This window comes from Peptidiphaga gingivicola (assembly GCF_001652275.1).
Lineage (GTDB): Bacteria > Actinomycetota > Actinomycetes > Actinomycetales > Actinomycetaceae > Peptidiphaga > Peptidiphaga gingivicola.
Window position 1 is genome coordinate 769552 of the sequence record NZ_LVZK01000001.1, and the last position, 26416, is coordinate 795967.

Consider the following 26416-nt stretch of genomic DNA (forward strand, 5'->3'; position numbering starts at 1 on the left):
GGCCCCGCCGTCGAATCGCTTCCGACCTGCGGGTCTTCGCCGTCGAACCGCTTCCGACCTGCGGGTCTTCGCCGTCGAACCGGCCGCTTGCCCGAGACCGTCCCAACACCGGAACCGTCCCGACACCGGAACCGTCCCGACGAGGGGCTTGCGGCTTCCGGTGGCGTGAAAACGCGACGCGCCGGGAAAGAAACTCCGAGGGGGTTAAATTCTGGAAGGGGCAAGATGCTGCGGAAAGTTGCGGAACGCGACGTTGGACGGGGATTTGGGGTCTTGTGAGGGTCCCCCTTCGTCATGTATAAGGGCTGGGTACGAAGAGTTTAAGGGAAAGCAACAACGACGACGTTGTTAGGAGGCAAATATGCCTGCAGGACCTTTGGATCCGCGATGGGCGGACAATGCGAACTGTGGGAGCTGCGACGCCGAGGCTTTGTTCTCCACTTCGTCGGAGCAAAGGGAGATGAGGGACATCTGCCGCAACTGCTCGGTTCGCCTCATGTGCCTCGCCGACGCCCTTCAATCGAATATGCGCTACGGTCTGTGGGGCGGATTGACCGAGCGCGAGCGGCGCCAGCTTCTGCGCGCCGTCCCCGAACAGGCGGATTGGTACGAGTCCATCACGTCCTCTCCCGATCCCGTTTTCGTCGCGATCCGCGAAGGCAAGCCGCTGCGCCTTTCGCGTCGGAACGCTCAAAAGAAAGAGGGGGAACGCAAGGGCGACGAGGACGACGAGTGACGCGCGCTGCGGCTGGGAGTAAGCTTGTCTCCATGCAGAAATGGGAGTACGCGACAATTCCGTTGATCATTCACAGTACAAAGGCAATACTCGACACCTGGGGCGACGACGGGTGGGAGCTCGTCGCCGTCATCCCCGGCCCCGACGGGCAAAACCTGGTGGCTTATCTCAAGCGGCCGAAGGACTGACGGATGGGCTTCTCAGATCGCCTCGCCGAGCTCGGGATTGAGCTTCCGCCGGTCGCCGCGCCCGTCGCCGCATACGTTCCGGCGACCCGCTTTGGCGACGTCATCCGCACGTCTGGCCAGCTTCCGCTCATCGACGGCGCCTTGCCCGCCAAGGGAAAAGTCGGCTCGGACGTCCCCGCCGAGGACGCGAAGGGCCTCGCCCGCGTGGCCGCCCTCAACGCGTTGGCCGCGGCTGCGGCGCTGGCGGGCGGGCTGGACGGCCTGTCTCGGGTCGTGCACGTGACCGTTTTCGTCTCTTCTGCGCCTGACTTCACGGGGCAGGCCGCAGTGGCCAACGGCGCGTCCGAAGTTCTCGGGGAAATCTTCGGCGAAGCGGGAAGGCACTCGCGCTCGGCCGTGGGCGTAGCCGTCCTTCCCTTGGACACCCCGGTCGAAGTCGAGGTCCAGTTCGCGACCGTGTGAGAGCTCCAGCTCCGCGAGGGCCGCGTGGATGGCCTAACCGTGTGAATGCCGCAACCGAGCAAGCGTCGCGAGGGTCGTGTGAAAGCTTCAACCGTGCGTACGTTGCAAGGCGCCGGCGGCCGGAAGTGGCGAAACTTCCAACCGCCGGGCGGGCCGTCAGTGAGCGCGACGCTGGAGGCGTCCGATCTCAATGAGGAGCACCGCTCTTCCCTCGAGTCGGATCCAGCCGCGCGAAACGAAGTCGGCAAGCGACTTGTTGACCGTTTCGCGGGAAGCGCCCACGAGGTGGGCAAGCTCTTCCTGGGTGAGGTCGTGGGCAACGTAGATGCCTTCGGGGGTCCGCTCTCCGAAGCGATTGGCCAGATCGATCAGTGCCTTGGCAACGCGGCCGGGGACGTCGGAAAAGACCAGATCGGCCATCTGCTCGTTCGTGTTGCGCAAACGACGGGCCAGCTCTCGAAGCATGGTTATGGCCATGTCGGGATGCTGGTTGATGAAGTTCATCATGTCTTTATGGGCCAAAGAGATCAGGCGGGTGGGCGCGATCGCGGTGACCGTCGAGGAACGGGCGCCGAGGTCGAACAGCGAGAGTTCGCCGATGATCTCACCCGGGCCGAGAACGGCGATGAGATTCTCGCGGCCGTCGTCGGACGAGTGGCTGAGCTTGACTTTGCCGTCGGTGACTATGTACAGGCGGTCGCCCTCGTCACCTTCGCGGAAAAGCGAATCGCCTCGTTTGAGAGACGTTTCGCTCATCAGCTGGCTGAGAGCCTCAAGGTCCTCCGCGTCGATGTCCTTGAAGAGCGGAACCGCCTTGAGAACGCTAATGTCCATCTGTTCCCTTTCCGTCGTTCAATCCTTTGTAGTGGATCACACTAAACTCTAACATTGCAATTTACCTCACAGTCGATCATATTTCGAGTTTTCCGAGCGAGTTACGCTTGAGGCATGCCTTCACGTGCCTCTTTGCCACAGCGTCCACGGTCCCTTTCGGCGCGCAGGGACGCAGCTTTTGAGATAAACCGCCGCCTGACGGCGCTCTATCCCGACGCCGCGTGTGCGTTGGATTACTCGAACCCCTTCGAGCTGTTGGTGGCCACCGTTCTCTCGGCGCAGACCACGGACGCGCGAGTCAACACCGTCACCCCGCGTCTTTTCGAAGCCTATCCCGGGCCGGAGGCCCTCGCCGGCGCGGACCGCCTCGAGCTCGAAGACATTCTCCATCCCCTCGGTTTCTACAGGGCCAAGGCGGCCTCCTGCATTGGCCTTGCCGCCTCTCTGTGCGCGAACCACGGCGGAGAGGTGCCGCGGACCCTGGAAGAGCTCGTCAAGCTTCCCGGCGTCGGGAGGAAGACGGCGAACGTCGTCCTCGGAAACGCCTTTGGCGTGCCCGGAATCACCGTCGACACCCACGTCGGCCGCCTCGCGCGGCGCTGGGCGTGGACCAGAAGCGAGGATCCCGTCAAGGTCGAGGCGGACATCGCGCGCCTCATTCCCGAAAGCGAGTGGACGCAGGCATGCCACCGGATTATATTTCACGGGCGTCAAGTATGCCGCGCGCGAAAGCCCGCGTGCGGGGCGTGCGCACTGGCGGACGTCTGCCCCTCCTACCCGCTTCTTTCCGGGCGGGCTTGAGCCTCAGATTTATTGTCGGGCGGGCTTGAGCCTCAGATCTGGGCCAGAAACTCCAAGACGAGGTCGGTGACGCGGCTGGGCTGCTCTTCTTGGACGAAGTGCCCGGCGTCGGGAACCTCAATGAAGCGATAGTTGCCCCTGGCGAACTCGAGGTCCTTTCGCCAGGCCCGCGCAGGCAGGAGCGGGTCGCGTTCGCCGCGCACCGCCCACACGGTCGCGTTCACGAAGCGGCGGGTGAGGGCCATGTGTTCGCGTCCGTTGATCTTCGACGTCGAAAGGTAAGACCAGCGAAGTTGTTCGAGCGAGATCGACGCGGCCTCGGGCAGCCGGAGCGCCGCGGTGTAGTTGGCGGCCTCCCCGGAGGCGCCGGCGTTCCCCGGCGCCGACCAGTCTGTCAGGAGCCTTTTGAGGACTTCCTCGTCTGTCAGGCGCTTCGCCGCGTAATGCGGGATGAGCGTTTTGAGCACCTGGCGCCAGGTCTTGAGCGTCAGGTGCGTGCCGAGCCTTTGGAGGGTGCGCGGATGTGGCGCTGAGACGGTCATGATGCCTTCGACGACGTCGGGCTCGAGGGCCGCGACCGACCATGCGAGGAAGCCTCCGCGACCCTGGCCTATGACGACGGCCCTTGACGTTCCGAGGCTGCGGACGATGGCCGCGAGGTCCTGGGTGAGAAGCATGCCGTCCGCTGAGTCCGGAGTTTTGTCTGACCCGCCTATGCCCCGCTGATCGATGGCCGCCACCTCATAGCCGGCGAGAGCGACGGCTTCGATCTGGTGGCGCCACGTCCACCAGTATTCCGGGAATCCGTGGACGAGGAGAACGAGCGGGCGATCGTTGCGGTGCTCGCCCATGTAGGCGATGTGGAATTGGCATCCGTTGGCGTTGATGAGCCGGTGCTGCCAAGGGCCGGGCAGAAAGACCGCCGAGTTGTCTGCAGGAGCGCTCATCGCCTCGTCCTAAGTGTCGTTTGTGTCTGTTGACTCCGCACGCCGAGCCCGCGATGTGGGTACGTACACGTTCTCATACTCCTGTAGCGATTCGAGTGCGAGCGTGCGGCGCGCAATGAGTACACCATACTTGTGTCCGCGGCGGCGGGCCCAATGTGAAACCGCGCCGGTGAGAATGAGCACCCCTCCGAAAACGAATATCAGGCCGGTCAGCATGTCGTACGCCAGCAGATTGGCGACGTTGCGGGTGAAGCCGTTCCCCGCGAGCCGCTGGGAGATTGGGTCGAGAATCGATCGTTCGGTCCAGCGCGGCAAAGCCACCCCTAGCGCCCCGAAAATCGCGACGATCCAGCCGGTGAAGGTCGCTCCCAAAGACGACGCCCGGGCGAGGAACCAGATGAGGGCGAGGATTGCCAGCCCTCCGACGAGTTCGCCGGCGCCCGCGAAATCGACCGACGAGCCCTTGTAGGCGGCGACGAGACGCGCGTGCGCGTCGGATAGCACGTACCAGGCCGGGGGAACGAGCAGGATCGTGGCAAAAAGCACTCCGACGTGCGCGGGCGCTCGCTTCTTCGGTGCGGCGGGAACGTCCGATTCCGGGCTGTTGTCGAGGGCCGCCCGTTGAGATTCGGCGTGTGCGGCGCGGCGACGCGAGGGCGCCGACGAGGCTTGCCTGGAGTCGGTCTCATCTGACTCTTCTGAGGCGGGGGAGGGGGATGGGTCGGGGAAAGCCTCCGATGCGAGGGCGCCGCCGGCGGCTTCCGTGTCGAAGGCCGAGTCCGTTCTGAACGTCGCGCCCTCGCCAAAGGCCGAGGGGTCCGCGAACGACGTCGCGCTTTCATATGTGCCGCCGATGTCCCGAGACGTTTCGAACGTCGTCGTGGCGACGTCGTCGCTGAAGATGCTGGAGACGCCGCCGGTCGCGGGAACCCCGTCTGCGTCGACGTCGGCGAGGGCGCGCCTGAGGCTTGTGCGGATGGGATGCCTGTTGTCCGACGGCGAGGCTGCCGAGACGACGGCAGACTGAACGGAAAGCGAATGCGCGGGCGAGCGTCGGCCCGCGGCGGAATGCCCGGGAGCTTGCGAATAAGCCGACGTTTGGGAGCGTGAGCGCCTCGCTGGCGAGGGGCGAGAGGCCGCCGGAGAGTCCGCGGACCCAGGCGGCTGGTCGGCTGCGCGGGGGCTCGAAAAGGAACCGAGGCCCGCGGCGGCGGCCAAGGACTCACGTATCGCGGCGGGAGATTCGCCGGGTTCGCTTCTTCCGGAAAAGCTCGAAGGGTCCCGCGACGCCGAATGCCCGAAGGCGGCCGGGGCCGTTTCCTCCGGGTCCTCAGGCGTGATCGACGGCGTCGGCGCGGTGGACAGGAGGCCCCCCGACGGCATGGGAGGAGTGGGCGCCGTGGCGCTTTGGCTGGGTGCGGCGCTTTCGGCGGGCGTGACGCTTGGGCTGGGGACGGTTCCCTCGGTCGAGGCACGGTAAGGCGACGCCGCCTGAGGCGGTTCGGGAGAGCTTGCGGGCGGATAGGCCGCGGCAGAGGAAGCCGCCGGTGTAGGCGAGGCCGCCGTCGAGTGAGGAATCGACGTCGTCGCCGGAGAAGCGGTCGACGCGGAGTCAGCGTTCCAAGCCGAAGGCGTCTCCGGGGCGGCGCGGAAAAGGGGCGTGGCAAGGGTGCGAGGGCGAGTGTCGTCTAGGTTGGGTTCGGACGGCACCTGCGTCGCTCGGGTGAACACGATGCCCGACGGCGCCGGGCCGCGGTTCCCGGATGCCGCGTTGCCGTCGGATCCCCTTTTCTCGTTGGACTCTTCGCTTGCCTCGGGTCGTTCATTCGCGCCCGCCCCCTCGCTCGCGTCGGCTCGTCCCTCTGCGTCGGGTTCTTGCGCGTCGGGCTCTCTTGTCGACGAATGCCCGAAATCCGCCGCTTTTGGCTTCTCTTCATAGAGAGGCTTGAGAATGTGGCCCTCGTCGAACGGTCTGCGCTGAGGCGAGTTGTAGGGGTCCGTGGGGATCGTCATGGTTCCTCCTCTTCGAAAAGCGTACGACAGGCGTGGCCGATCGGAAGGGAAGCTCGAAGTCTGGCGAGGCGGGCCTCGGCCGTTGAAGAGCGGCTTCTTTCCAAGCCAGCGGACTTCAACTCTTTGAGAGGGGGACAGATTCCGCGTCGCAATGCAACGTGGGGAACGCGGCATAGGGCGAAATGCAGCATGTGGGCGGCCTTTGGGCCGCCCACATGCCGGTGCTCACTTCAGAGCGTGAGGGATCATTTCCCCTGCATAAGTTCCTTGCGGAACTTCGTCGCGCACTCCCTCGCCGCGCTGCTGAGAGCTTCCTTGTCCTTCTGGAACTGCTTCTCCTTGCCTTGCCTGACCATTGTCTTTTCTTTGCCGTCGGCGATGGCCTTCAGGTTTTCCTCGCTCATCTTGTCGTAAATCTTGTCCGCGGTGCAGGAGGACAACTTCTCGACGACGTTCGACGGCGCTTTGCGCATGATGGGCTGGGAGGAAAGAATCTTCGTCAGGCCCTTGCTGACGTCTTCTTTCGAAGGCTTTCCGTCGTTTCCGCAAGCTGCGAGGGAAAAAGCGAGTGTGGGTATCGCGACGAAAGCTGCGATTTTCTTGCGTAGCATTGTGTTCCTTACTGTTGATGAGACTGCGCTGCGAAAGGATAGCTTTATTTCCAGGAAGCTACCGAATCGACCGGTTTTAAACCGTCCATCTGCGTCTAACTGGCCATCGGCGTGAACGATGCGTCCCGCATGGATATGGAAGCGTTAAATTCTCCACTTTTCTGAGAAGTGCCGAATCGCCGACTGGAACTCGCAAGGGCGAGGCAAGCGAGCAGGTCGAAAAGGCGGCCAAGTTTGTTCTCGGCATAGCACTCCCTTCTTGTGGACGGCAGACGTTTGACGGCATGAACCGCTCTACCGTTCAAGTTACATTACACGGGTGTGAGCCATGTAAGCGAATCGAGGGGACGGCTCCCCGCTGATGCGACTCCCGCTTGTTGACTGCAAATTGTTGCAGTTTCACGCCGAAGCAGTGCATTGCGTGACGAAAACCTTGGGCTTGGGGGAAATGACTCTGTGGGAGCATGCTCGTGCTGGGACAAGCTGGATACAAGGTAATTTGGCGTCGTTTGAAGGCATTGCACGTCGCCTGTCGGCGTGGACTGGGGCACTTGGGCAGGGCACTTAGAAAACGGGCGGGGCTGCGACGTCGTACTCCGCCCGAACGCCTCCGGTTCGTTTGAGCGCGGCTGAGAATGGGCGTGAGCGGAACTGACTGAGTTTGAGAACGGCCACAGCCTCGCCGCTCGGTCACTGATTGCCGGCGCCGCCCCCCATCTGCTGCTTGAGCTGGTTGACGCACTGCAGCGTGGAGCTTTTAATAAGGGCACTGTCGGAGCGCGAAAGGGGCGCGGTGGTCCTGCCTGTTGCGAGGCCGTTGAGGGTCACGGGCGTTGCCTTGTCGTAGATCTTGTCCACTATGCACGTGGACAGGTTCTGGAGGACCTGCTCAGGCACCTTGAGGTTCTTGAGCTGGGGCAACTCCTTGACCATCTTTGACATGCCGGCCACGGCAGCCTCCTTGGAGGGTTTCTGGGCATTGTTCCCAGACCCTTCGTTGCCCGAGTTTGAGTCGGCAGACGAGCTGTCGTCCGACTGCGATGCCGAACTCGAACCGGTCGCGGAGGACGGGTCTGCTGAAGGCCGATTTGTGGAAGCGGTGGCTGTCTTGCCTCCGCCCGACGTTTCTTTCGACTCTCCCTTCGAGTCACTCCCGCAGGAAGCCAGCGAAAGGGCCAATGCGGGAATCGACAGAAAGACGGACAATTTCTTTAGGCGCATAATACCTCCGTATGGTTAAGTTCGAGAGCGGCTGCTGCCTTGCAACCGCTCCCATCAGCCTACAAGGGTACCCTGTGTGACCTCCACTCTCTGCATTGGCCTGACTTGTCGCTGTGTTTACCCTGTTGTTAATTTGCCTGTTGCTGTGTGTGTCCTGCCGTTCTGCTCTCTTTGGAGCGTTCATCGTTGTTAAAGGGAGCATTCATTGCCGAGAGGAGTTGGAGTCTTGATTCGGGCCGTCGGTCGATGACGGGTTTGTGCTCTTGTCTGGATCGGTGCCCTTGTTCGGGCTTGTGCTCTTGTCTGGATCGGCGTTCTTGTTCGGGTCCGCGATCTGGGCGGACGCTTGGCCTGCGCATTCGGTCGCGGCCTTCTCCAGAATCTGTCGGTCCTTCACCGCGATTTGAAAGTCTTGTTTGCCGCTGGCAAGGCCGTTGAGCGTGAAGGCGGTCGCCTGATCGTAGAGCCGTCCCGTCATGCACTCTCCCATCTTTCGGTACTGATTGTCGGAAAGGTCGAGGGACTCGAAGCTCCCCGACTCCTTCAGAATCTTCGTCGTTCCCGCCTCCACGCGCCCACGCGGAGGCTTTCGCTGGAGTCTCTCGTTCGCTCCCGAAGCCCCTGTCGACGTCGATTTCGCGTCGAGGCTGCACGCGGAAAGGGCGAAGGGCAAGAAAGGGACGACGGCGAAGGCTATGAATTTAGTTGCGCGCATTTTTCCTCCGAAGTTCGCGTGGGCCGCATGCGGGTCGTGCGAGAGGCTCGTGCGAAAGGGTCGTTCGTGAAAGGAGTCTATAAGGAGACTGCCCCCAAAGAATACATGTTCAACGGCGTGCAGGCGTCGAGTTTTCGCCACATGGTCCACAAATTTTTTTGCGTATCCCCAATCCACAATTGGCATTCGGCCGGACGCCAAGCGAAAGCCAACAGAGTTTAATGCCGTTTATGATTACTAAAAATGCAGATAAGGCACGCACCCGCGTTAAGCAGAAAACAGAGGGTGCGGACGGACGGCGACAGGCCCTGGGAACGCACTCGGGCGTTCGCGGCGGAGGCTCGCGAAGACGGGCGTCGCCCGACGGGAGCCTTCCCGTGGTCGCATTGTCCAGCTCCAGCGCCGCGGTCAGATCGGAAGTCGATCGAATCGCCGCGTTGGGAGGCATCGACGTCGAGCATGTGGCGGACGGCGGCACGGGCGACGCGGCCGTCCTCAATCTGAGCGAGGTGAGGGCGTCGGCGGTGAAGGTCCGCGCGTGTTTTCATCCGGCGTACGCCCCGTACTTCGCTTGGGGGTCGCTCGAGCTCACCCTGCCCGATGAGGCTGAGGACCTCCTCGAGTTGCTTCTCGCGGCGGGGACGACCAGGCGCGGGCAGATCGTCGGCGTCGTCGGAGTTCACGGCGGCGCCGGCGCTTCAACCGTCGCCGCGTGGCTTGCGCGCACATTGGAAGGCAGGTTCCGGGTGGCCCTCGTCGACGCCGATCAGTGTTCGGCGGGGGCCGACCGACTGCTGGCCCTCGACGGGCAGGCCGGCGTCAGATGGGCTGATCTGCGGTCGGATTCGGGCGTGCTCGTCCCGGGGAGGCTGCTCAACTCGCTTCCTTCCGAGCGGGGGCTTGCGGTGCTCAGCGCCGACGATCGGGGCGCGATGCCTTCGGGCGAGGCGGGGGAGGCCGCGGTGGCGGCCTTGTCGCAGGTGCGCGACCTGTGCGTCATCGACTTGCCCGGAGAGGCTTTGATCGAAGGGAGCGCCGCCCACCGGCTGCTCGGATGGCTCGACGTCGTCGTGCTCGTGGCGCGCGGCGGGAGCGGTCCGGCGCGGCAACTCGCGCGGGCTGTGGCGAATGTGCCCGTGGGCGTGGGGATTCTGGTGGCAGCCCTCGGCGTCAGAGGCGGCGAGGCGGCCGTTTGGGAGAGGGACCTCGGCATCGATTCCGTGTACCCCGTCCGGCTCCTTTCCGGTCTGGCCGGTGACGTCGAACACGGCGTGGGCGTCGGCGAGCGAAAGAGGTCCGCGACCGCCCGCGATCTTGCGGTCCTCGCGCGGGCGTGCGGAGGTCCGCAATGACGTCGGCCTTCGAGCGCGCCGGCCGAGGAAGGGCCTCCGAGGGCGAAGGAACCGAGGCCGAGGCGATGCGGCGGGTGCGGGCCAGCCTGGCGAGGGGCGGCAGCGACGGCGGAGCGATCGCCATGCTTGACCCCGCCGCCGTCTCCGCGCGCGACGTCGTGGGGCTCGGACGGCGGCTTCGCCAGGCGATCGCCGGGGCGGGGCCCCTGCTCGACCCGCTGCTGAGCGATCGGTCGGTCACCGACGTCCTCGTCAACGGCGGACGCGGCGTGTGGGTCGATCGCGGAAACGGGATGGAACGCGACGAACGCGCCAGCCGCGGTCTGAGCGACGATTCGTCGGTGCGAGCGCTCGCGGTGCGGCTCGCGGCCGCCTGCGGCCAGAGGCTCGACGATTCGTCTCCGATCGTGGACGGAACGTTTCCCGACGGGTTGAGGCTCCATGCCGTGCTGCCGCCGCTCGCCGCCGAGGGGACCCTTATCTCCATGCGGGCGCACAGGCCCGTCTCCTTTACTTTGGCAGAGCTCGCAGAGGGCGGGATGTTCGACCGCTTCGCCCTTCGGTTGCTGCTGGCCCTCGTCGCGCATCGGGCGAACGTCATCGTCTCGGGCGCCACGGGATCTGGGAAAACGACCTTGCTCGCCGCGGTCCTGGGAGAGGTCCCGAGCGACGAGCGAATCCTCGTGATCGAAGAATCCGCGGAATTACGGCCCTCGCATCCCCATGTCGTTCATTTGCAAGTGCGAAGGGCGAATGTGCAGGGGGCAGGCGAGGTGGCCTTGAGCGAACTGGTCCGGGCCGCGATGCGGATGCGGCCGGACAGAATCGTTCTCGGCGAGTGCCGGGGCGCAGAGGTGCGGGAGGTTCTGACGGCGCTCAACACCGGACACGAGGGCGGATGGGCGACGATTCACGCCAACTCTGCCGCAGACGTTCCCGCGCGGCTCACGGCGCTTGGCGCCCTGGCGGGGATGAGCGAGGACGTGGTCGCGGCCCAGGCCGCAAGCGCGCTGGACGCCGTCGTCCACATTGAGCGCCGCGACGGGGTTCGCGTACTCACGCAGGTCGCCGTTTTGGAAAGGCGCCGCGGCGAGCTGACCGCCTCCGTTGCGTTGGAATTCGACGGAAAGGCGGTTGCTCAAGGCCCTGCCTGGCCGAGGCTGGCCGCGCGAGTGGGAATGAATGCGCGAACCGGGGCGGAGGCCTGCGCCGCGTCGGACGCCCGCATTGGAGCGGAAGTCGACGTCGGGGTGGGCGCCGGCACAGGGACTGACGTTGGAATTGGATCGGCCGCCTCCATCGGGGCGGACGCCGCCGGAGGAGTGGACGGGCGGACACGGACGGGCGTGCGAAGCGGCGTCCACTGGCGAAGCGGCGTCGGACGAAACGACATGGGCGCACGAAAACGATACGAAGGGAGTCCGATGTGAAGAAGCAGAAAAGGCGGCTGGGGCACGTCGACGTCGGGATGCTCGTCGCGGAGACCGCAACCCGCATGAGAGCCGGAGCGTCGACTGAGAAAGCCTGGGGGCAGACGTGTGCCAGGGCGGGATTCGAAGACGGAGACGCGGTTGACGACGTCGGCGTGCCTGCAGCTTTGCGGCGGATGTGGGCCTCGCGAGGGCGGAAGTCCGCCGACGACGTGCGGCTGGGCGTTCCCCCGGCGGTTGCCGTATGCAGGCTGACTCGGGCAACCGGCGCCCCCGCGGCCGACGTCCTGGATGCGTGCGCCGCCGGAATCACGGATGCCGCCGAATCGGCCGCAGCGCGCCGCGCCGCACTCGCCGGTCCCAAGGCGAGCGCGCGCATGTTGGCCTGGCTTCCGCTCCTCGGGCTGTTTCTGGGGTCGCTGATGGGAACGGACACGCTCGACTTTCTTTTGTCCGCCGGCCTGGGGCGGACGCTGTTGGCCCTCGGGCTTGCCTTTGAGGCCTTAGGCATTTTCTGGGTGCGTCGCCTCGTTCGACGCGCGGAAAGGGAGGGGTAGCGATGTGGTTTTTCGGGCTCTCCGCGGTCCTTTTCGTCGTCGCGGCAGCGTGGTCCTCGGAGTTCTTCGCCTCCGACGCTCGGGGTGGCGACGCGCTGGGTGCGCGGGCGTCTCTCCCACCGGTGGACCAGGCCATGGTCGCAGACCTGGCGGTGGCGGCAATAAGTGCCGGGTGCTCGGTGCCCGCGCTCCTAGTCGCCCTTGATTCGGCATTGGCCGAGGAAGAGGAACCGCCCGGCCTTGAGTGCGTGGCGAAGTCTTTGACGATGGGCGGGACGTGGGAGGAGGCGTGGCAGAGCGCGCCGAGTCGTTTTGATCCATTGCGCAACGCGCTCGAGCCCTCGTGGGTTGACGGCGCGGCTGCGGTCCCGCTGCTGGAAAGAACGGCTGCGAGTCTGAGAGCCGGGCGCGTGCGGCGCGCGCGGGAATCAGCGGCGCGGCTGGGCGCCAAGCTTGTTCTTCCGCTGGGTCTGTGTTTTCTCCCCGCCTTTATTCTGCTCGGCGTCGTTCCCATCGTCGTTTCGGCGGGCGTGGCGATCCTGAGGTGATCGTGCGACGCCGGTCTGAGGTGGTTGCGCGGCCTCGAAGAGCCGGAACGGGATCGAATGGCCCGGGCAACGTCGAGGGGTCCGGGCGGCTTCGACGGGACCGGCTGATGCGGCCGGTTTGCGGGTCGAGACGAGGAGACATGCGGATCTGGGCTGGGCCTGCGTCGAGGGGACCCGGTCGATGCAGATCTTGCCCGATTGGTGGAGATCTAGGCCCGGCCGGTGGAGATCTAGGCCCGGCCGGTGTGGATTTGAGCAAAGACGACGCCTGGGCCTGAACTCGTGGATCTGAGTGCAGTTGGCGCGTCGCGTCCCCGCGGTCGCGTGGCGCCCGCGGGGACGTGTCTGGTCTTCCGTCCGTGGGGCACAGGGGATGGAAGCGACCGTGGACAACTGGAAGGTGGCCTCTCCCTCTTCCGCCCGCGGGACACAGGGGATGGAAAGTTCCTAGGAACAAGAAAAGGACTGCGGCGAAGGGTGCGTTGGCGCGAAAAGTCCCTTCTTTCGCCATAAGGACAATTTTGGAACTGGTAATGCATGTATATCATTTTCATGATAATAATTTGTGTTTATATATTTTCATTGTGTTATATCTTAAATGTTGCCTTGGTCTCTGTTTAAGCTGACTATTCTATGTATTTAGAAATTGGCGTGCAATTTCGACGTCGTCTTTGCTTCGTGAGCGCGTGCGACCGGACTCGCTCGTGTTGGCGTCGACGCCGGCTGACCTCGCTCACGGGAAGAAGCCGTTCCGGGTTCGGCTTCGGCCCCGGCTGTGCCGGCCGACCACACGGGTTTATTGAGCAACGCCGAATGCATGGCGTGGCTTCTCGGCTGCGTCGGCCTACCTCGTTTGCGGGGGGAGGCGGGTGCCCGAAACGGTTGGTTTGCGTGACGAATCGGTCCGCGTGAAAAGAAGGCGGCCGCGCGCCAAGATCGTCTAGAGGGTTTCCCGAGGAATCGGTCGTGTCAGGTAGCCGATCGGTCGTGTCAAGCAGTCAATCGGTCACGTTAAGTAATCGCGGTCGGTCCACAGGGCGAAACGATGTCGTGGAGGTTCACAGCCTCGGGAATCCTTCGTCAATCGAATGCTGTGTTTTGAAAGAGTCAGTCATCGGCGACGAAACGCGTTGCCGATAGACAGGAGACGACAATGACAACGAGCAAAAGCTTCGTCGACATCGACAAGACGTCAGGCGAGGCGGGAATGGCCACGGCCGAGTACGCGATAGGAACGGTGACCGCGACGGGCGTCGCAGGCGTTCTGTGGTGGCTTGTCAATCAGGACTGGTTCCGCAACGGGATGAAGGCCCTGCTGAGCAAGATCTTCTCCGTTCCGGGAATGTGATGCGACGATCGGGCGGAGCGCGCACTCTGCCCGATCACATCGCGGCCGTCCTAAAATTCGGGCGATGCAAATTGCCATGAAACGCCCTGTTCAAGAGTCCACAAGGAAACCCAAAGCGGCGGGAGGTTGGTAAAGCGATGATTAAGCCGAAAAGCCGCGGAAAGGTTGGAAATCTATGAAATACTCAACGGCTGGAAAAAGACCTCCCGCGAATCGCCCCGGCGGGCATTCGGAATCGGGAATGGTGACGGGGGAAGTCGCCATCGGCTCTCTCGTTCTGGCGCTTGTCACGGCCTTTGCCCTTGCGCTTGGGCATATCGCCGTCGCATATCTCGAAGCCAATGACGCGGCGCGAATGGCGGCTCGCATGGCCGCGCTGGGAGAAGGGAACGGCGCGATCAAGGCCGCCGTCGAGCGTTCTCTTCCCGGTGCGTCGGTGAGCGTCGTCAGCGGCGCCGACACCGTCGAGGCCGTGGTGCACGCGCCGCGAAAGGGGTTCAGCGGAAGGCTGGGCATCGACGTTCACGCGTCCGTCACGGCAGCGGTCGAGCCTGGGGTCGGCGGTGAGGCCGAGGCGGGACGCGACGCGGGAACGGGGAGCGGCGCCAAGGCGGGCGGCGACGTCGGGACGGGCGGCGAAGCGCCGTGAACGCCTCGACAGATCCGCCTGGCGGCAGGAAGAAAGGGCGGGAGATCAGGCAGGGGCGAGGCGTCGAGCAGAGGAGACGGTCCTCTCGGCTGTGCCGGTGCTCGTGGCAGCCGGATCGGCGTTTTCGCCGACGACATCGCCGTCGGCGCCTTTATCTGCATCCAAACCTTCGCGGGCTGAACGAATCGCGTCGGGAAGCCGAGCGCGAGTCTGAACGCGGCGCGGGCACCGTTCTGACGGTCGGCTTCCTTTTCGTGATCTGTACTTTCACGGTTGTGCTGCTGATGGTCGCTTCGACGTGCGCGAGCATCGCCAAAGCCCAAAATGCCGCCGACATGGTGGCCTTGGCCTCCGCGCAGAGAAGCGCCGCGGGGCTCGGCGGGTGCCCGTCGTCGGCATACGTCGAACGCACGTACGGCGCCTCGCTTGTGGCCTGCGACGTCGACGGCGCACTCGCGAAGGTGAAGGTGTCCAAGAATCTGACTTACATGGGGGTGACGTATGTGGCCGAGGCGTGGGCCGGGCCTGCCTACTCGGCCGGCGAAACGAGGTGACGGTGGGCGAGGCGGACGAAGACGTCGAGGCGGACGAAGACGTCGGGGCGGCCGGGCTGTGGGCGGCAAGGCTCCGCGGCCGCCTCCGCAGCCAAGGGTTCAGGGAGGCGTGCCGATCAAAGCTCCGTAAAGCGCGCCGATTGGGGATTCCGTGAAGCGTGCCGATTTGGGGGCTTCGTGAAGCCCGCCGATCAGGCCTGTGCGCGGCGCAACCCGTCGGCCACGATGCGCAGGAGCTTCGTCGCTCCGCCCTTCGAAAGGGGTTCGTTGTTGTTGCCGCATTTCGGGGACTGAACGCAGCGCGGGCACCCTCCCGTGCACGGGCAGCTTTCCAAAGCGGCGAGCGTGGCCTCCATCCAGATTCGTCCGTGTTCGAAGCCGTGAAGGGAGCAGCCTGAACCGCCGGGGACGGCGTCGTGGACGATGACGGTCGTCGCTTGCGTGTCTGCGTGCCAAACGGTCGATAGGCCGCCCAGATCCCAACGGTCGCAGGTCGCTAGCAGGGGGAGGATGCCGATCGAGGTGTGCTCTGCCGCGTGGAGAGCGCCCGGAAGGTCGGACGCCGGCACGCCCGCTCGTTCCAGTGCTTTCGCGTCGAGGGTCCACCACGTTCCCGAGGTGCGCAGCTCTCGGACCGGCATGTCGAGCGGGACGCGGCCCAGGTAGAGGCCGTCCTCGCTTCTTCGGACGTCGTAACCGGTCACCTGAGACGTCACGAGAACCTCTCCGCGGGCCCAGACTCCGAAATCCGCATGCGCAAGCTCTTCGACGTCCACGATGCGCACCGACGTCGATTGTGCCGCATAGGTTCGGATTTCCTCGTCGCGATGGCGATGGACGACGGCGGAGTCTTCGTCGAGGCTCTCGACCATGTAAGGCACGCCTTGGTGAAGATAGACCGCGCCGGGAAAGACGGTTGCGTCCGCACGAGCCGAATCCACTGTTCCGAGCAGGACGCCGGATTCGCCATCGACGATGGACACCGTGCCGCCCTCGCCGCGGAGGCTGACCATGTCGTGGGCGTTTGCCCCTAGCGAAGCGTTCCAAAACCAGCCGTTTGGGCGCCTTCGCAGCAGGCCGTCGGACGCGAGGTCGTCGAAGAGGGCCGTGCTGTCAAGCCCGAAGACCTCGGCGTCGGCCTCCGTGAGGGGGAGCTCGGCCGCGGCGGCGCAAACGTGGGGGAGGAGGACGTGCGGATTGGCCGGGTCAAAGACGTTCGTCTCCGCCGGCGACTGTGTGAACGCCTCGGGATGCGAGAGGAGGTACTGGTCCAGCGGGTCGTCCCGCCCGATGAACACTGCGACGCCGGGTTTGCCCGCGCGACCCGCTCGTCCGATCTGCTGGGCGAAAGAGGCGTGCGTGCCCGGCCACCCCGTGACGACGACGGCGTCCAGCCCCGAGACGTCGATCCCGAGTTCGAGGGCGTTCGTCGTCGCCAGCGCGCGCAGCTGCCCCGACCTGAGAGAGCCTTCGAGGGCCCTTCTGTCTTCGGGAAGGTAGCCGCCGCGGTATGCCGCGATCTCGGGGTCGAAGCCCGAGGCGTGCGCCGCCGACCAGTCGCGGGCGATCTCCGCGACCCGCTCGGCTCCGGCGCGCGAACGGACGAATGTGAGTGTTTGCGCGCCCGCCGCGGCAAGCACGCCCGTGAGTTCGCCTGCCTCGGTGTTCGCAGCGCGTCGCGGCCCGCCTGGGAGGTCGGTTCCGGCGTCGTGCCCGGTTTTGGGATTGCCCTCGGTCCCAGTGCGATTTTGGACTCCGGCATGTCTCCCGGTTCCGGCGTCGCTCCGCGGCTTGAGGCCCGTGCCCTCCGCGCGCGGGACGCCTTCTCTTTTCGCGCGCTGCTCGCCTTCGACCTCGCGGCACCGCCACAGGACCAGGCGCTTCGGTCCGCGCGGCGATCCGTCGCGCTCGACGGCTTGGACCGGACCGAAGGAGTCCCCGAGGAAACGACGCGCGGTTTCGGCGGGGTCTCCGCTGGTCGCCGAGAGGAAGGCCACGGCCGGACAGGCCCCGTAGTGGCCTGCGAGGCGCAGGAGGCGGCGCACCGTCGCCGCCACGTTCGCGCCGAAAACGCCTCGGTAGGAATGGAATTCGTCCATCACCACCATCGCCAGGCCCCGCCACAGCCTGGCCCAACGCTCATGGGAGGCGAGCATGGCGTGCTGGAGGAAGTCCGGGTTCGAAAGGACGACGTCGGCGTATTCGCGGGCCCACCGCTTGACGGAGGCTTCGGCGTCGCCGTCGGCCGCCGCGACGCCGATCCGCGGATCGACCTCGCGCGCGAGTCGAGCCAAGCCGACCAATTGGTCGGCGGCCAGGGCCTTCGTCGGCGCGAGATAGAGAACGGACGGCCTGTAGCGGATGTTCGCGAGGCCGCTCCGGCCCCGCCCCCGCCGGCTCAGGAGGTCCAAGGCCGGAATCCAGGCGGCAAGCGACTTCCCCGAGCCGGTCCCGGTTGCGACGACCGTGTGCGTGCCGCCGTGCAGCAGCTCCGCCGCCTCCGCCTGGTGCGACCACAGCTCGCGGATTCCACGATTTGCGAGGGCATCCTTGACTTCGGGCGCCACCCATTCGGGCCACGGCGCCCCGGCGCTCGCACGCGCCGGCATTTCGACGACGGCGGCGACTTGGCCCGGCGTCGCATGGGCGAGAACATGCGAAAGGAAATCAGGGACGCGATCCGACACCACTTAAGTGTGCATCATCGGCTAGACGAGCGTGCGTCGTCAGTCGGACGAACGTGCGCCATCGGTCCGACGAATGTGTGCCGTCAACCGGATAAACGTGCGCCATCAGCCGGATAAATGTGCGCCGTGCGCCGTCGACCGGACGAATGTGCGTCGAACCTCGAATTTACTGCGGTTTTGGCCGGTGTGCGTCTTCGCCGCCGTGTTCGTTGCGGTCTCGGCCTGTCCGCGTCTTCGCCGCCGTGTTCGTTGCGGTCTCGGCCTGTCCGCGCCTTCGCCGCCGTGTTCGTTGCGGTCTCGGCCTGTCCGCGTCTTCGTCGCCATGTTCGTTGCGTCTTCGGCGTGGCCCGCAGCATCCTCGCCGGTCTGCGTCTTTGTCGCCGGTCGCAGCGCCCTTTTCGACCCGCGGCTTCTTCGCCGCCTCGAGGACGCGTCGCGGCGTGCCGTTTCTCGCCCTCATTCCTCGCCGATGCTCAGTTTTGCCTCGGCGCCCCGTTCCCCGCCGCCGTTTCAAGGGCGGCCCCCGCAAACATCTCACTTGAAATAATCAATATATTGTATGCTGGCGGCGTGTCACCCACTAGATGTAGTATTGAGGTAGTAACGTCGATTGCGCTTCCCGAAGGCCGGGCGCGCCAGCCGCTTCGGGGAACTCCCACGACCCAGGAGAGGAACATGGCAATCACCGAGAACCAAGCGACCGCAGAGAACCCAACGACGTCGGCGACGAAGCGCCCCAGGCGCCTCGATCGGCAGCCCGAAGCGGTGGTCCAGCCGAGCGGAGTTCCGGCCCGGCCGGGCGAGGCGACGACGTCGGCGAACGTCGGCGCAGTCTCGCAAACCCCGAATGACCCGCAAGTCCCGCATGACCCGCAGCGATCGGACTCGCGGCAGTCGGCTCAGCAGGCGCTGGCTTCGCAATCGTTGACTTCGCAGGCGCCGGCTTCGCACGTCTCGGCCAAGCCTCCGGCCTCCCAGCGCGACGGTTCTCGCCCGGCGTCGGGGCTCCCCATAATAGACGCGGTTTCCACCGTGGACGAGTACCTCGAGCGTTCGGACTGGAGGGTCAACGCCAACGCGAATCAGGGGTACTCGCTGGGCGGCCTCATCCTCAACGCGGCGGGGAAGACCATCGCGAACTACTGGCTGTCCACCGTCTACAGCGAGGAGGAGGCCCTCGCCCACCGCGAAGGCGACTACCACATCCACGACCTCGACATGCTGGCCGGCTACTGCGCGGGGTGGTCGCTGCGCCGTCTGCTCGAAGAGGGCTTCAACGGGATTCCCGGTGCGATTTCCTCGGGCCCGCCGAAGCACCTTTCCGCGGCGTGCGGGCAGGTCGTCAATTTCCTGGGGACGCTGCAGAACGAATGGGCCGGCGCCCAGGCGTTCTCCTCGTTCGACACCTACATGGCGCCGTTCGTGCGGCTCGACAAAATGACCTACGGTCAAGTTAAACAGTGCATTCAGGAGCTCATCTTCAACCTCAACGTGCCCTCGCGCTGGGGGAGTCAGTGCCCGTTCACCAACCTCACGTTCGACTGGACGTGCCCGGCCGACATCGCCGAGGACCACCCCTACGTCGGCGAGGAGGTCTGCGATTTCACGTACGGCGAGTTGCAGGCCGAGATGGACATGATCAACCGCGCCTACATCGAGGTGATGACCGAGGGCGACGCCGACGGCCGTGTCTTCACCTTCCCGATCCCGACGTACAACATGACGAAGGACTTCGACTGGGATTCGCCGAACGCCCAGCTGATGTTCGAGATGACGGCCAAATACGGCCTGCCGTATTTCCAGAACTTCATCAACTCCGAGCTGGACCCGGGCATGATCCGTTCGATGTGCTGCCGCCTCCAGCTGGATCTGCGCGAGCTGCTCGCCCGCGGCAACGGCCTCTTCGGCTCGGCCGAGCTGACCGGCTCGATCGGCGTCGTCACGATCAACCTGGCGAGGCTCGGATATGTGTACGCGGGCGACGAAGAAGGGCTTTTCGCGCGCCTGGACCACCTGGCGGACCTCGCGTCCTCGACCCTCGAAAAGAAGCGGGCGAAGGTCCAAGAGCTCATGGACGCCGGCCTGTACCCCTACAGCCTGCGCTACCTGGGCCACCTGAACAACCACTTCTCGACGATCGGCGTCAACGGGATGAACGAGATGATCCGCAACTTCACGGGCGACCGCTGCGACATCGCCGACGAGTGGGGCCACGCCTTCGCCCTGCGCGTGCTCGAGCGCGTCCGCGACCGCCTCGTCTCCTACCAGGAGGCGACGGGGAATCTGTACAACCTCGAAGCCACTCCGGCAGAGGGCACCACGTACCGCTTCGCGAAGGAAGACCGCAAGCGCTTTCCCGGCATTCTCCAGGCGGGGACGGACGCCCAGCCGTACTACACGAATTCCTCGCAGCTGCCCGTCGCCTACACGGAAGACGCCTTCGAGGCGCTTCAGATGCAGGCCGATCTTCAGTCGATGTACACGGGAGGGACGGTCCTGCACCTGTACATGAACGAGCGGATGAGCTCCGGCCAGGCGTGCAAGGAGCTCGTGCGCCGGGCGCTGACGAACTTCCACCTTCCGTACATCACGATCACCCCCACATTCTCGATCTGCCCGGTCCACGGCTACCTCGCCGGCGAGCACAAGCTCTGCGAACGCTGCGCCGCCGAAAACCCCGACGCCGAGCCGCAGGAATGCGAGGTGTGGACGCGCGTCATGGGCTACTTCCGCCCGGTGGCCTCCTTCAACATCGGGAAGAAAGGCGAGTACAACGAGCGCACGCCCTTCACCGAGAGGGCCTCGCGGCTGCCCAAGATCAGCGCCGACGTGCGCGGAAAGGTCGACGCCGAAGGCCTGATCGGCGCGGTGGGCCCGACGGTTGGCGTCGGAGCCTCGACCGACGCCGCGGCCGATGCGGAGCGCGTTGGCGGCGCTGTGGGTGCGGGGGCCTCGATCGACGCCGGCGGAGCGGCGAATGCCGCTGCGGCAGACGAGGCGAGCGCGCCCGGAGGAGCCGGGGCGCCGCGGCCGTGACTGTGGCAGAGAAGCCGGCTGCGGGGGCGTCGGCGGGGGGCGTCACACCCCCCGCCGACGCCCCGAACCACAAGCCCCCTAAAAGCGCTCGGAGGCCCGAAGCGCCGTCCGCCGCGTCAAAAACTGAGCCCTCCGCCGATTCTCTGGCGATCGCCGGGCTGGTTCCCCTCTCCACGGTGGACTGGCCCGGCAAGCTCGCCGCGGTGGTCTTCCTCCAGGGCTGCCCGCTGGCCTGCCCGTATTGCCAGAACGAGGCGATCCTCGACCCGAAAGTCCCCGGGGCCGTGCCGTGGTCCCAGGTGGAGGCGCTTCTGGCCCGACGGGCCGGGCTGCTCGACGGCGTCGTCCTGACGGGCGGCGAGGCGCTGCGCCAGGCGGGGGTCGTCGATGCGGCGAGGCGGGTGCGCGAGATGGGTTTCGGCGTCGGCCTGCACACGGCCGGGGCCTACCCGCGTGCGCTCGCGAAGATTCTGCCGCACACCGACTGGGTGGGCATCGACGTCAAGGCGATGCCGGATGACTACGCCGCGGCCACCGGTTTCGGGGCGGGGGCAAAGGCCTGGCAGTCGCTGGACGCCGTTCTCGAGGCGTCGGCCGAGCGCGCCGACGTCGGCCCTCTCGACTATGAGGTCCGTACGACCGTCTACCCCGGCGCGCCCGCCACGGAGCGCTTCGAGGAGCTGCTCGGAGAACTGCGCGCTCGCGGGGTGCGGAACTTCGCGCTGCAGGAAGCTCGAACCGACGGCACGCCCGTGGCTTTCCGCGCTCAGGCGCTCGCCTGGGATCGGCGGGCCTGGGCGAAGCGCCTCGCCGAAATGGTCGATGCGGCAAGCCGGGCGGGCTTCGAAAGCTTCGAGGCGCGTTTGGCCTGATTGGCCGGGGCATACCCGGCGATGCCGACTGTATCTCGCCGGGTGGGGCCGGCGAGTGCGTTTGACCCTGGTTGGTCGCAATTCCTTGTCTTTGCGACGACGCTTAGATGTTGCCCTTGCATGCGAAGCGCAGACCGGGGCTCGTGTCGTCGCCGCTTTCCACGACATGCAATACGTGTGGTCACCGTCACATTACATAGTGTCGGAAAAAGGTTGTGCACCCGCTCGGCCGGGAGTACTCTACTATTACGCAACCGATTCGGACGGAGGCGAAAGCCGGACGTCGGGGTGCAGTGACAACCGCATAACAATCACAACATTTCTCTACGTAAGGCACCCTCAGGAGGTTCAGCCGGTGACCGTTTTTCACCTTAACACGGACAAATTCAGTGCGCAGCTCGGGACGCTGCGTCAGGCGGGGGCGCACTTCCAGGAAGCCAAGGCCACATTTTACTCCCATGTGAAAGCCTCTATGGACGCCTGGTCCGACGTCGCCGAGCTCGGCCAATACGGACGGTTGCTGACTGGCACTCTGGCCGTGATCAGCGACGAGTTGGGCAATACCTCGGCGCGCTACACGCGCACCATCGTCAACCTCCAACAGGCCGTGGCTTCCTTCCAGTCCGTCAGCGAGGCCGACCGTCAACGATACTTGGACGTTTTGGCGGATCTGACCGACAGATTCTCCTACACCCCGCCGGCCGAGCTCGCCCAAGCCGCGGCCGCCCTCCACAACTTCGTCGACCCTGCGGGCAAGGATCCGTATGGAGGCTTGCCCGCAGGGGACGGGGTCGGCGACGCCGACAATTGCAACGGCGCCGCCACGGCCGGGGACGCCCGCGCCGACGCCGACCGGGCCCGTGCCCATGCGAATGCCGGGAGGAATCATGGCCACCCCTAATGTCGACCACCTGTTCGGCATCGAGCCGTGGGACCCGCGTGCCAACGACGCCACCACCGAGGCGGTGAAAACCATCGGGGACAAACTCCACCTGGTGGCCGACCTGACCGGGCGGGTTGCCGCAGACCTCGGCATGAACGGGGCCACGGCGGAGGCCGCCGCGGGCGAGCTCGATTCCCTGACCACCCGCGTGCGTCGTTCAGCCGAAGGGATGCACTCCATCGCCCAAAGCCGCACCACCGTCACAACCGCTGGACGCCACGCCCAAGACACCAGCAAACAACTCCAAAAACAACTCACGGAATCTAACGAGTACTATAATTTTCTCGAATCTACGGCAGGGTCCAATCCCGTAGCCACGGTTGCGCTTGCCCACGCTCGGGAAGTGCGTGACGCGAAGCATGCGGAGTTGGATGCCCACGCTTCGAAAGAGCTGGCAAATCTGGACCATGTCGCGGCCGCCGAGGGCAAGGGCCTGCCCTTCCAACCCGAAGAGCAATCCTCCGCCAGCGGGCACGGTCAAGCCTCCGAGAGCACCTCCGGCACAGGAGGAGGGGGCCGAGACCCCCGTTCTTCTCAAGGTTCTGCTTCTGGCGGAGCTGAGGGGCACGTGTCTTCAGGGCCGGGCCAGAATGCGGGCCTGCCGCGCTCGGCCACCGAGTGGAGGGCCACCGGCCTTGGTGAGACGGTCGGCTCGCCCGGACACGCCAACGAAACTTTTTTCCCGCAACGCTCGCCGAGTGCGGATGCAAGCATCGGTTTGCAAGGCTCGCATTACGCGCCACAGCATGTCGACGATCACGGCGGGGCCTTGCGCAGCGGGCCGGTGCGTCCGTCGGGCCTGGACTCGCCTGCCGTTCATAACCCTCTTGCTGTGGCGGCGACGATGACCGGCGGGGCCGTCGGCTACAAGGTCTTCCAAGCCATCCGCGCCGCAAAGGCGGCCCCTGCCGCACCGGTTTCGCCGAGAACGGCTGTTCAGTCGGGCGCCGCCACCCGCGCCGCACTCAGCCCCCGCGGGAGCGGAATTCTCCGCGGAGCGACCACCGCCGCTCGCACCCCCGTCTCGGGGACAAGCCCGTCCTCGTCTCGGGGCGGAGCCTCAGGCATTGCCCGCCCGGCCGCAGCCTCGGCCTCGGGTCGTTCATCGGGCATCCTGCGCGGGGCGACCACAGCTCCCAGAGCAACTGCCGCCTCGACAAGATCGTCTGCTTCACGCAGCGGGATTGTGCGTGGGGCGACCACCGCCTCTAGAGCCCGGACGAACGATCCCGCCGTCTCAAGAACCAACGGGACAGGCTCCTACAACCTGACAGGCTCAACCGTCTCGGCCTCCAGGAACACCGCCGGAAGTCAGACAGTGAGTCGGACCACAAGCCAACCCTCAGAAAGAACTGCGAGCAGTTCCGGATCCAAGACCCGCACCGCAGGCGGAGCCTCAGCCACCCGAGTGGGACAGAACCGGGACGCGCGGAGCACGTCCGCCGGGCGCTCTCTCGGCGCTCGGGCAGCCAGCCCGTCTCGAGGAGCGGACTCGTCAAACCAGCGCGTGGCTTCCCGTCAAGCCCTTTCCGGCCTGACAGGCAAACACGCCCGCAGGTCGGACAAAAAGAAGGCTTCTTCCGGCTCCGGCCTCCGCGAGGATAAGAACATCTCGGCCTACGAACCCGACAGGCGCATCACCTTCCTACCGGCAGGCCCGCACCCAACCGACAACAGCAGCCGGTAAACTCGAAAGCCGGGCGGGGACACGACTTGCATGTCCCCGCCCGGCTTTTTCCTTTCTGCGGTTTCGATGTCCCTATCGGTCCTGTATCCTGGCTGAAGCTGCCGGGCGGTTTACGTCCACAGGCATCTCCTCGGGTCGAAAACTCTAATACAGGTTGTTTTTGGCTTGTACAGCGCTGTGTTGTTTCCTTTTGCGTGCGGTTCGAAGGGCTGCTAGTCCTCCGAGGGTCAGTGCTGCCAGCGCTGCGCAGCCGACGCTGGTCCACACCCACAGCGATGAATCATCTCGCGCGACCCGACGTCCCGAAGATGCAGCAGTCGTTGTCGGAGTGTCGGCAGCCGGGCTGGCCGAACTGCCCTTGCGGGAAGTAATGGTAAAACCATCTGCTATGTAATCAATTCCGTTTATTTTGACTTTATTTCCAGAGACTGACCCTACATTTGCTTTTATTATTTTCCCAGGCATAATTATTGTTGTTCTAGCAGTTACTGTATCCAAATCTGGTTTTCTTACATTTGAAGCGGGAAGTGTAATTGTGTATGAATTGCTTCTTTCCTCAAACTTAACATTGTCAGGCGTTACTTTAGACGTGATTCTGCATGTCAAATTCCCATTGGGAGGCGTGATATCTTCTGTTTTCCCCTCCGCCAGAAACTTACGGGTCGCGGATGCAACAGTTCTTAGCTCATCGCAGTTTCCTTTGAGCTCCCGCATAGAACCGGTTTCGTCCTCAACGATGATCTCCGTCCTGACGCTCCCGTCGGCTTTGAACTCAAACGTCGAGTCCGTGCGACACCCGCCCAACAGCAGGGCCATGGAGGCAGCGAGAGCCGTCGCGAAACGCACGGCGACTTTACGGTGAAGGCGCATTTCCTCCGATTTTTCCCCGCAGGAACGATGGCCCGAGGCCTTCCTCGCCCCTTGCCTGCACGCGCTGGACACATCGTCATTTCTCGTGGCGCGGCCGATGCAAAATTGGTTGTCGGTCATTCCCGCCCCTTCTTGACCAGTCGGTACACCGATGCATAAGTTTCAGGTTCGTATACAGCCTAGCGCATTCGGCCCGGACGCCGACACCGAAGGGCGACCATGCCTGCCGCGCTGTGAGTCGGCCGATAATCTGGAGACGCACCCCTATATGAATCCTCCGGCCTAAAGCCGGCCACAATCGCGACCGAGCTCGTTGAGCTGCTATCGGGCGGACGACGTGTTGCCATCGCCCCTTGCTGCCTCGGGGCGGGGCTGGCGGTGATTTCGCGTATGGGGCTAAGCGCGTTTCCCGCGCGGTGCCTCTGCAAATCGGCTAAAAGAGGACAGATGGGTGGCCGTCGGCGTCGGTTGTATTGTCACCTTGACCAGTTGGGGCCGCCGGACGGTCCTGCTGAGACGGTCTCCGGCCTCGAGCTGTTTGTGGCTTGTGCAGTGCTGTGTTGTTTCTTTTTGCGTGCGGTTCGGAAGAATGTGAGTCCTCCGAGGGTCAGTGCGGCCAGCGTTGTGCAGCCGACGCCGGTCCACACCCACAGGGACGAATCACCGTGTGAGCCCTGTGTGCCGGTCGACGTGGCTGTGCTTGTCGTTGATTGGCGGGCGCTCGGCTCGGTGGCTGGGCTAGCTGAGTCGTTTTTGCGGGAGGTGATGGTGAAGCCGGTGATGGGGTAGTCATAACCGTCGATTACTACTTTGTTGCCGTGAACTTTGCCGATGCTGCTTTTAATGACTTTGCCTGGCATGGTGATCGTCGTCGTCATTGTCAGCCCATCGAGATCGGCACCGTCCGGAGGCGAGGACTTCATGGAGATCGACAACGTGTCCCCGTTGTCTTTGACCGTCACTTCGTCATGGAGAATGTTCGAGGTCGCCTTGCACCGAAGATGACCACCCGGCGCGGTGATATCTTCCATCTTCGCTGCAGCAGCGTATCTGGCAGTGGTGCCAAAGTACTCCCTCAGCTCTTCACAGTTACCTTTGAGGGTTCGCATTGAGTCCGTGGTGTCTTCGAATACGATCTCGGTGTATTGGCCCCCGTCGGCTTTGAATTCGACCTTTGCGTCGATCCGGCACCCGGTCAAACACGCCAGGCACACGCCCAACGCCACAACTGCGCCGCGCAGGCACAGCCTCTTTTTGGCGTCTGAGGCGCCACGCCGTGGTCGCCCCATGTCCGCACGCACCGACAAACTCCAACCGGGTAACTGTCTGACAACCATGCCGAGCCTCCTACCCAA

24 protein-coding genes are annotated in these 26416 nt (G+C 64.8%); 15 read left to right on the forward strand and 9 right to left on the reverse strand.

Annotated features, from left to right (window positions below; genetic code table 11):
• Positions 1 to 361 precede the first annotated feature (361 nt).
• Genes A4H34_RS03175 through A4H34_RS03185 form a run of 3 tightly spaced genes read left to right on the forward strand, consistent with a single transcriptional unit; the run spans position 362 to position 1386 of the window.
• Entirely contained in the window at positions 362 to 736 is a 375-nt protein-coding gene (locus A4H34_RS03175; RefSeq protein ID WP_050758751.1) for a WhiB family transcriptional regulator, read from the forward strand.
• A 32-nt stretch (positions 737 to 768) separates the two neighbouring features.
• Positions 769 to 924 (forward strand): hypothetical protein, encoded by a 156-nt coding sequence (locus A4H34_RS11195; RefSeq protein ID WP_009197786.1) that lies wholly within the window; start codon positions 769 to 771, stop codon positions 922 to 924.
• Between the two features lie 3 nt (positions 925 to 927).
• The gene (locus A4H34_RS03185; protein ID WP_009197785.1) at positions 928 to 1386 is read left to right on the forward strand and encodes a RidA family protein; all 459 of its coding nucleotides are present in this window, start codon (positions 928 to 930) and stop codon (positions 1384 to 1386) included.
• Between the two features lie 156 nt (positions 1387 to 1542).
• Here A4H34_RS03185 and A4H34_RS03190 read toward each other — a convergent pair whose 3' ends face one another.
• Positions 1543 to 2220, reverse strand: coding sequence for a Crp/Fnr family transcriptional regulator (locus tag A4H34_RS03190; RefSeq protein ID WP_009197784.1), 678 nt, complete (start codon positions 2218 to 2220; stop codon positions 1543 to 1545).
• 114 nt (positions 2221 to 2334) lie between these two features.
• Between A4H34_RS03190 and nth the strand changes: the two genes are divergently transcribed.
• Positions 2335 to 3021 (forward strand): endonuclease III, encoded by a 687-nt coding sequence (gene nth, locus A4H34_RS03195; RefSeq protein ID WP_064231049.1) that lies wholly within the window; start codon positions 2335 to 2337, stop codon positions 3019 to 3021.
• Positions 3022 to 3053: 32 nt separating this feature from the next.
• Here nth and A4H34_RS03200 read toward each other — a convergent pair whose 3' ends face one another.
• The 5 genes from A4H34_RS03200 to A4H34_RS03220 all read right to left on the reverse strand — a co-directional run bounded on the left by A4H34_RS03200 (position 3054) and on the right by A4H34_RS03220 (position 8528).
• Positions 3054 to 3968: an alpha/beta fold hydrolase gene (locus A4H34_RS03200; protein WP_064231050.1), complete on the reverse strand. Its 915-nt coding sequence runs from the start codon at positions 3966 to 3968 to the stop codon at positions 3054 to 3056.
• A gap of 9 nt (positions 3969 to 3977) precedes the next feature.
• Positions 3978 to 5981 carry a hypothetical protein gene (locus tag A4H34_RS03205; RefSeq protein WP_064231051.1) on the reverse strand — a complete coding sequence of 668 codons (2004 nt, stop codon included), beginning with the start codon at positions 5979 to 5981 and terminating at the stop codon, positions 3978 to 3980.
• A gap of 245 nt (positions 5982 to 6226) precedes the next feature.
• On the reverse strand, positions 6227 to 6592 hold the full coding sequence (locus A4H34_RS03210; protein ID WP_009197779.1) for a hypothetical protein: 366 nt from the start codon (positions 6590 to 6592) through the stop codon (positions 6227 to 6229).
• A 690-nt stretch (positions 6593 to 7282) separates the two neighbouring features.
• Positions 7283 to 7543 carry a hypothetical protein gene (locus A4H34_RS11200; protein ID WP_197480402.1) on the reverse strand — a complete coding sequence of 87 codons (261 nt, stop codon included), beginning with the start codon at positions 7541 to 7543 and terminating at the stop codon, positions 7283 to 7285.
• Positions 7544 to 8015: 472 nt separating this feature from the next.
• Positions 8016 to 8528, reverse strand: a complete 513-nt coding sequence (locus A4H34_RS03220; RefSeq protein ID WP_064231053.1) for a hypothetical protein — start codon at positions 8526 to 8528, stop codon at positions 8016 to 8018.
• Positions 8529 to 8905: 377 nt separating this feature from the next.
• On the opposite strand from A4H34_RS03220, the gene A4H34_RS03225 reads away from it, so the two are divergent.
• The 7 genes from A4H34_RS03225 (at position 8906) to A4H34_RS11460 (ending at position 14966) form a co-directional block, all read left to right on the forward strand.
• A complete protein-coding gene (locus tag A4H34_RS03225; RefSeq protein WP_064231054.1) occupies positions 8906 to 9880 on the forward strand; it encodes a hypothetical protein in 975 nt (324 codons plus the stop codon).
• A complete protein-coding gene (locus tag A4H34_RS03230; RefSeq protein WP_064231055.1) occupies positions 9877 to 11310 on the forward strand; it encodes a TadA family conjugal transfer-associated ATPase in 1434 nt (477 codons plus the stop codon). Before A4H34_RS03225 ends, A4H34_RS03230 begins: the two co-directional genes overlap by 4 nt.
• A complete protein-coding gene (locus A4H34_RS11350) occupies positions 11307 to 11867 on the forward strand; it encodes a type II secretion system F family protein (RefSeq protein ID WP_009197771.1) in 561 nt (186 codons plus the stop codon). Before A4H34_RS03230 ends, A4H34_RS11350 begins: the two co-directional genes overlap by 4 nt.
• A gap of 2 nt (positions 11868 to 11869) precedes the next feature.
• Positions 11870 to 12415, forward strand: a complete 546-nt coding sequence (locus tag A4H34_RS03240; protein WP_009197770.1) for a type II secretion system F family protein — start codon at positions 11870 to 11872, stop codon at positions 12413 to 12415.
• Positions 12416 to 13568: 1153 nt separating this feature from the next.
• Complete coding sequence (locus tag A4H34_RS03245) at positions 13569 to 13763, forward strand: DUF4244 domain-containing protein (RefSeq protein ID WP_064231056.1); 195 nt, start codon at positions 13569 to 13571, stop codon at positions 13761 to 13763.
• 175 nt (positions 13764 to 13938) lie between these two features.
• Positions 13939 to 14412: a TadE family type IV pilus minor pilin gene (locus A4H34_RS03250; RefSeq protein WP_050758750.1), complete on the forward strand. Its 474-nt coding sequence runs from the start codon at positions 13939 to 13941 to the stop codon at positions 14410 to 14412.
• Positions 14409 to 14966 (forward strand): Rv3654c family TadE-like protein, encoded by a 558-nt coding sequence (locus A4H34_RS11460; protein ID WP_064231057.1) that lies wholly within the window; start codon positions 14409 to 14411, stop codon positions 14964 to 14966. Before A4H34_RS03250 ends, A4H34_RS11460 begins: the two co-directional genes overlap by 4 nt.
• A 191-nt stretch (positions 14967 to 15157) precedes the next feature.
• Here A4H34_RS11460 and A4H34_RS03260 read toward each other — a convergent pair whose 3' ends face one another.
• Positions 15158 to 17653, reverse strand: coding sequence for a DEAD/DEAH box helicase (locus A4H34_RS03260; protein ID WP_064231667.1), 2496 nt, complete (start codon positions 17651 to 17653; stop codon positions 15158 to 15160).
• A 675-nt stretch (positions 17654 to 18328) separates the two neighbouring features.
• Here A4H34_RS03260 and A4H34_RS03270 point away from each other — a divergent pair.
• The 4 genes from A4H34_RS03270 (at position 18329) to A4H34_RS10870 (ending at position 24191) form a co-directional block, all read left to right on the forward strand.
• Positions 18329 to 20689, forward strand: a complete 2361-nt coding sequence (locus A4H34_RS03270) for a ribonucleoside triphosphate reductase (RefSeq protein ID WP_082903026.1) — start codon at positions 18329 to 18331, stop codon at positions 20687 to 20689.
• Entirely contained in the window at positions 20686 to 21561 is an 876-nt protein-coding gene (locus A4H34_RS03275; RefSeq protein ID WP_231870933.1) for an anaerobic ribonucleoside-triphosphate reductase activating protein, read from the forward strand. Before A4H34_RS03270 ends, A4H34_RS03275 begins: the two co-directional genes overlap by 4 nt.
• Before the next feature lie 355 nt (positions 21562 to 21916).
• Entirely contained in the window at positions 21917 to 22462 is a 546-nt protein-coding gene (locus tag A4H34_RS03280) for a hypothetical protein (protein WP_064231059.1), read from the forward strand.
• The gene (locus A4H34_RS10870; protein ID WP_156510231.1) at positions 22449 to 24191 is read left to right on the forward strand and encodes a hypothetical protein; all 1743 of its coding nucleotides are present in this window, start codon (positions 22449 to 22451) and stop codon (positions 24189 to 24191) included. The genes A4H34_RS03280 and A4H34_RS10870 overlap by 14 nt, the downstream gene beginning before the upstream one ends.
• A 144-nt stretch (positions 24192 to 24335) precedes the next feature.
• Here A4H34_RS10870 and A4H34_RS10875 read toward each other — a convergent pair whose 3' ends face one another.
• Positions 24336 to 25181 (reverse strand): hypothetical protein, encoded by an 846-nt coding sequence (locus A4H34_RS10875; protein ID WP_156510232.1) that lies wholly within the window; start codon positions 25179 to 25181, stop codon positions 24336 to 24338.
• A gap of 356 nt (positions 25182 to 25537) precedes the next feature.
• Entirely contained in the window at positions 25538 to 26398 is an 861-nt protein-coding gene (locus A4H34_RS03300; RefSeq protein WP_064231063.1) for a hypothetical protein, read from the reverse strand.
• Positions 26399 to 26416 lie beyond the last annotated feature (18 nt).

Bases quoted from the DNA above. Each gene is read 5' to 3' on its own strand.
- A4H34_RS03200 (WP_064231050.1), bottom strand. From the start codon at position 3,968: ATGAGCGCTCCTGCAGACAACTCGGCGGTCTTTCTGCCCGGCCCTTGG.
- A4H34_RS03205 (WP_064231051.1), bottom strand. From the start codon at position 5,981: ATGACGATCCCCACGGACCCCTACAACTCGCCTCAGCGCAGACCGTTC.
- A4H34_RS03300 (WP_064231063.1), bottom strand. From the start codon at position 26,398: ATGGTTGTCAGACAGTTACCCGGTTGGAGTTTGTCGGTGCGTGCGGAC.
- nth (WP_064231049.1), top strand. From the start codon at position 2,335: ATGCCTTCACGTGCCTCTTTGCCACAGCGTCCACGGTCCCTTTCGGCG.
- A4H34_RS03185 (WP_009197785.1), top strand. From the start codon at position 928: ATGGGCTTCTCAGATCGCCTCGCCGAGCTCGGGATTGAGCTTCCGCCG.
- A4H34_RS03245 (WP_064231056.1), top strand. From the start codon at position 13,569: ATGACAACGAGCAAAAGCTTCGTCGACATCGACAAGACGTCAGGCGAG.
- A4H34_RS03230 (WP_064231055.1), top strand. From the start codon at position 9,877: ATGACGTCGGCCTTCGAGCGCGCCGGCCGAGGAAGGGCCTCCGAGGGC.
- A4H34_RS03175 (WP_050758751.1), top strand. From the start codon at position 362: ATGCCTGCAGGACCTTTGGATCCGCGATGGGCGGACAATGCGAACTGT.
- A4H34_RS10870 (WP_156510231.1), top strand. From the start codon at position 22,449: ATGGCCACCCCTAATGTCGACCACCTGTTCGGCATCGAGCCGTGGGAC.
- A4H34_RS03240 (WP_009197770.1), top strand. From the start codon at position 11,870: ATGTGGTTTTTCGGGCTCTCCGCGGTCCTTTTCGTCGTCGCGGCAGCG.
- A4H34_RS03270 (WP_082903026.1), top strand. From the start codon at position 18,329: ATGGCAATCACCGAGAACCAAGCGACCGCAGAGAACCCAACGACGTCG.
- A4H34_RS03220 (WP_064231053.1), bottom strand. From the start codon at position 8,528: ATGCGCGCAACTAAATTCATAGCCTTCGCCGTCGTCCCTTTCTTGCCC.
- A4H34_RS03250 (WP_050758750.1), top strand. From the start codon at position 13,939: ATGAAATACTCAACGGCTGGAAAAAGACCTCCCGCGAATCGCCCCGGC.
- A4H34_RS03210 (WP_009197779.1), bottom strand. From the start codon at position 6,592: ATGCTACGCAAGAAAATCGCAGCTTTCGTCGCGATACCCACACTCGCT.
- A4H34_RS03190 (WP_009197784.1), bottom strand. From the start codon at position 2,220: ATGGACATTAGCGTTCTCAAGGCGGTTCCGCTCTTCAAGGACATCGAC.
- A4H34_RS10875 (WP_156510232.1), bottom strand. From the start codon at position 25,181: ATGACCGACAACCAATTTTGCATCGGCCGCGCCACGAGAAATGACGAT.
- A4H34_RS11195 (WP_009197786.1), top strand. From the start codon at position 769: ATGCAGAAATGGGAGTACGCGACAATTCCGTTGATCATTCACAGTACA.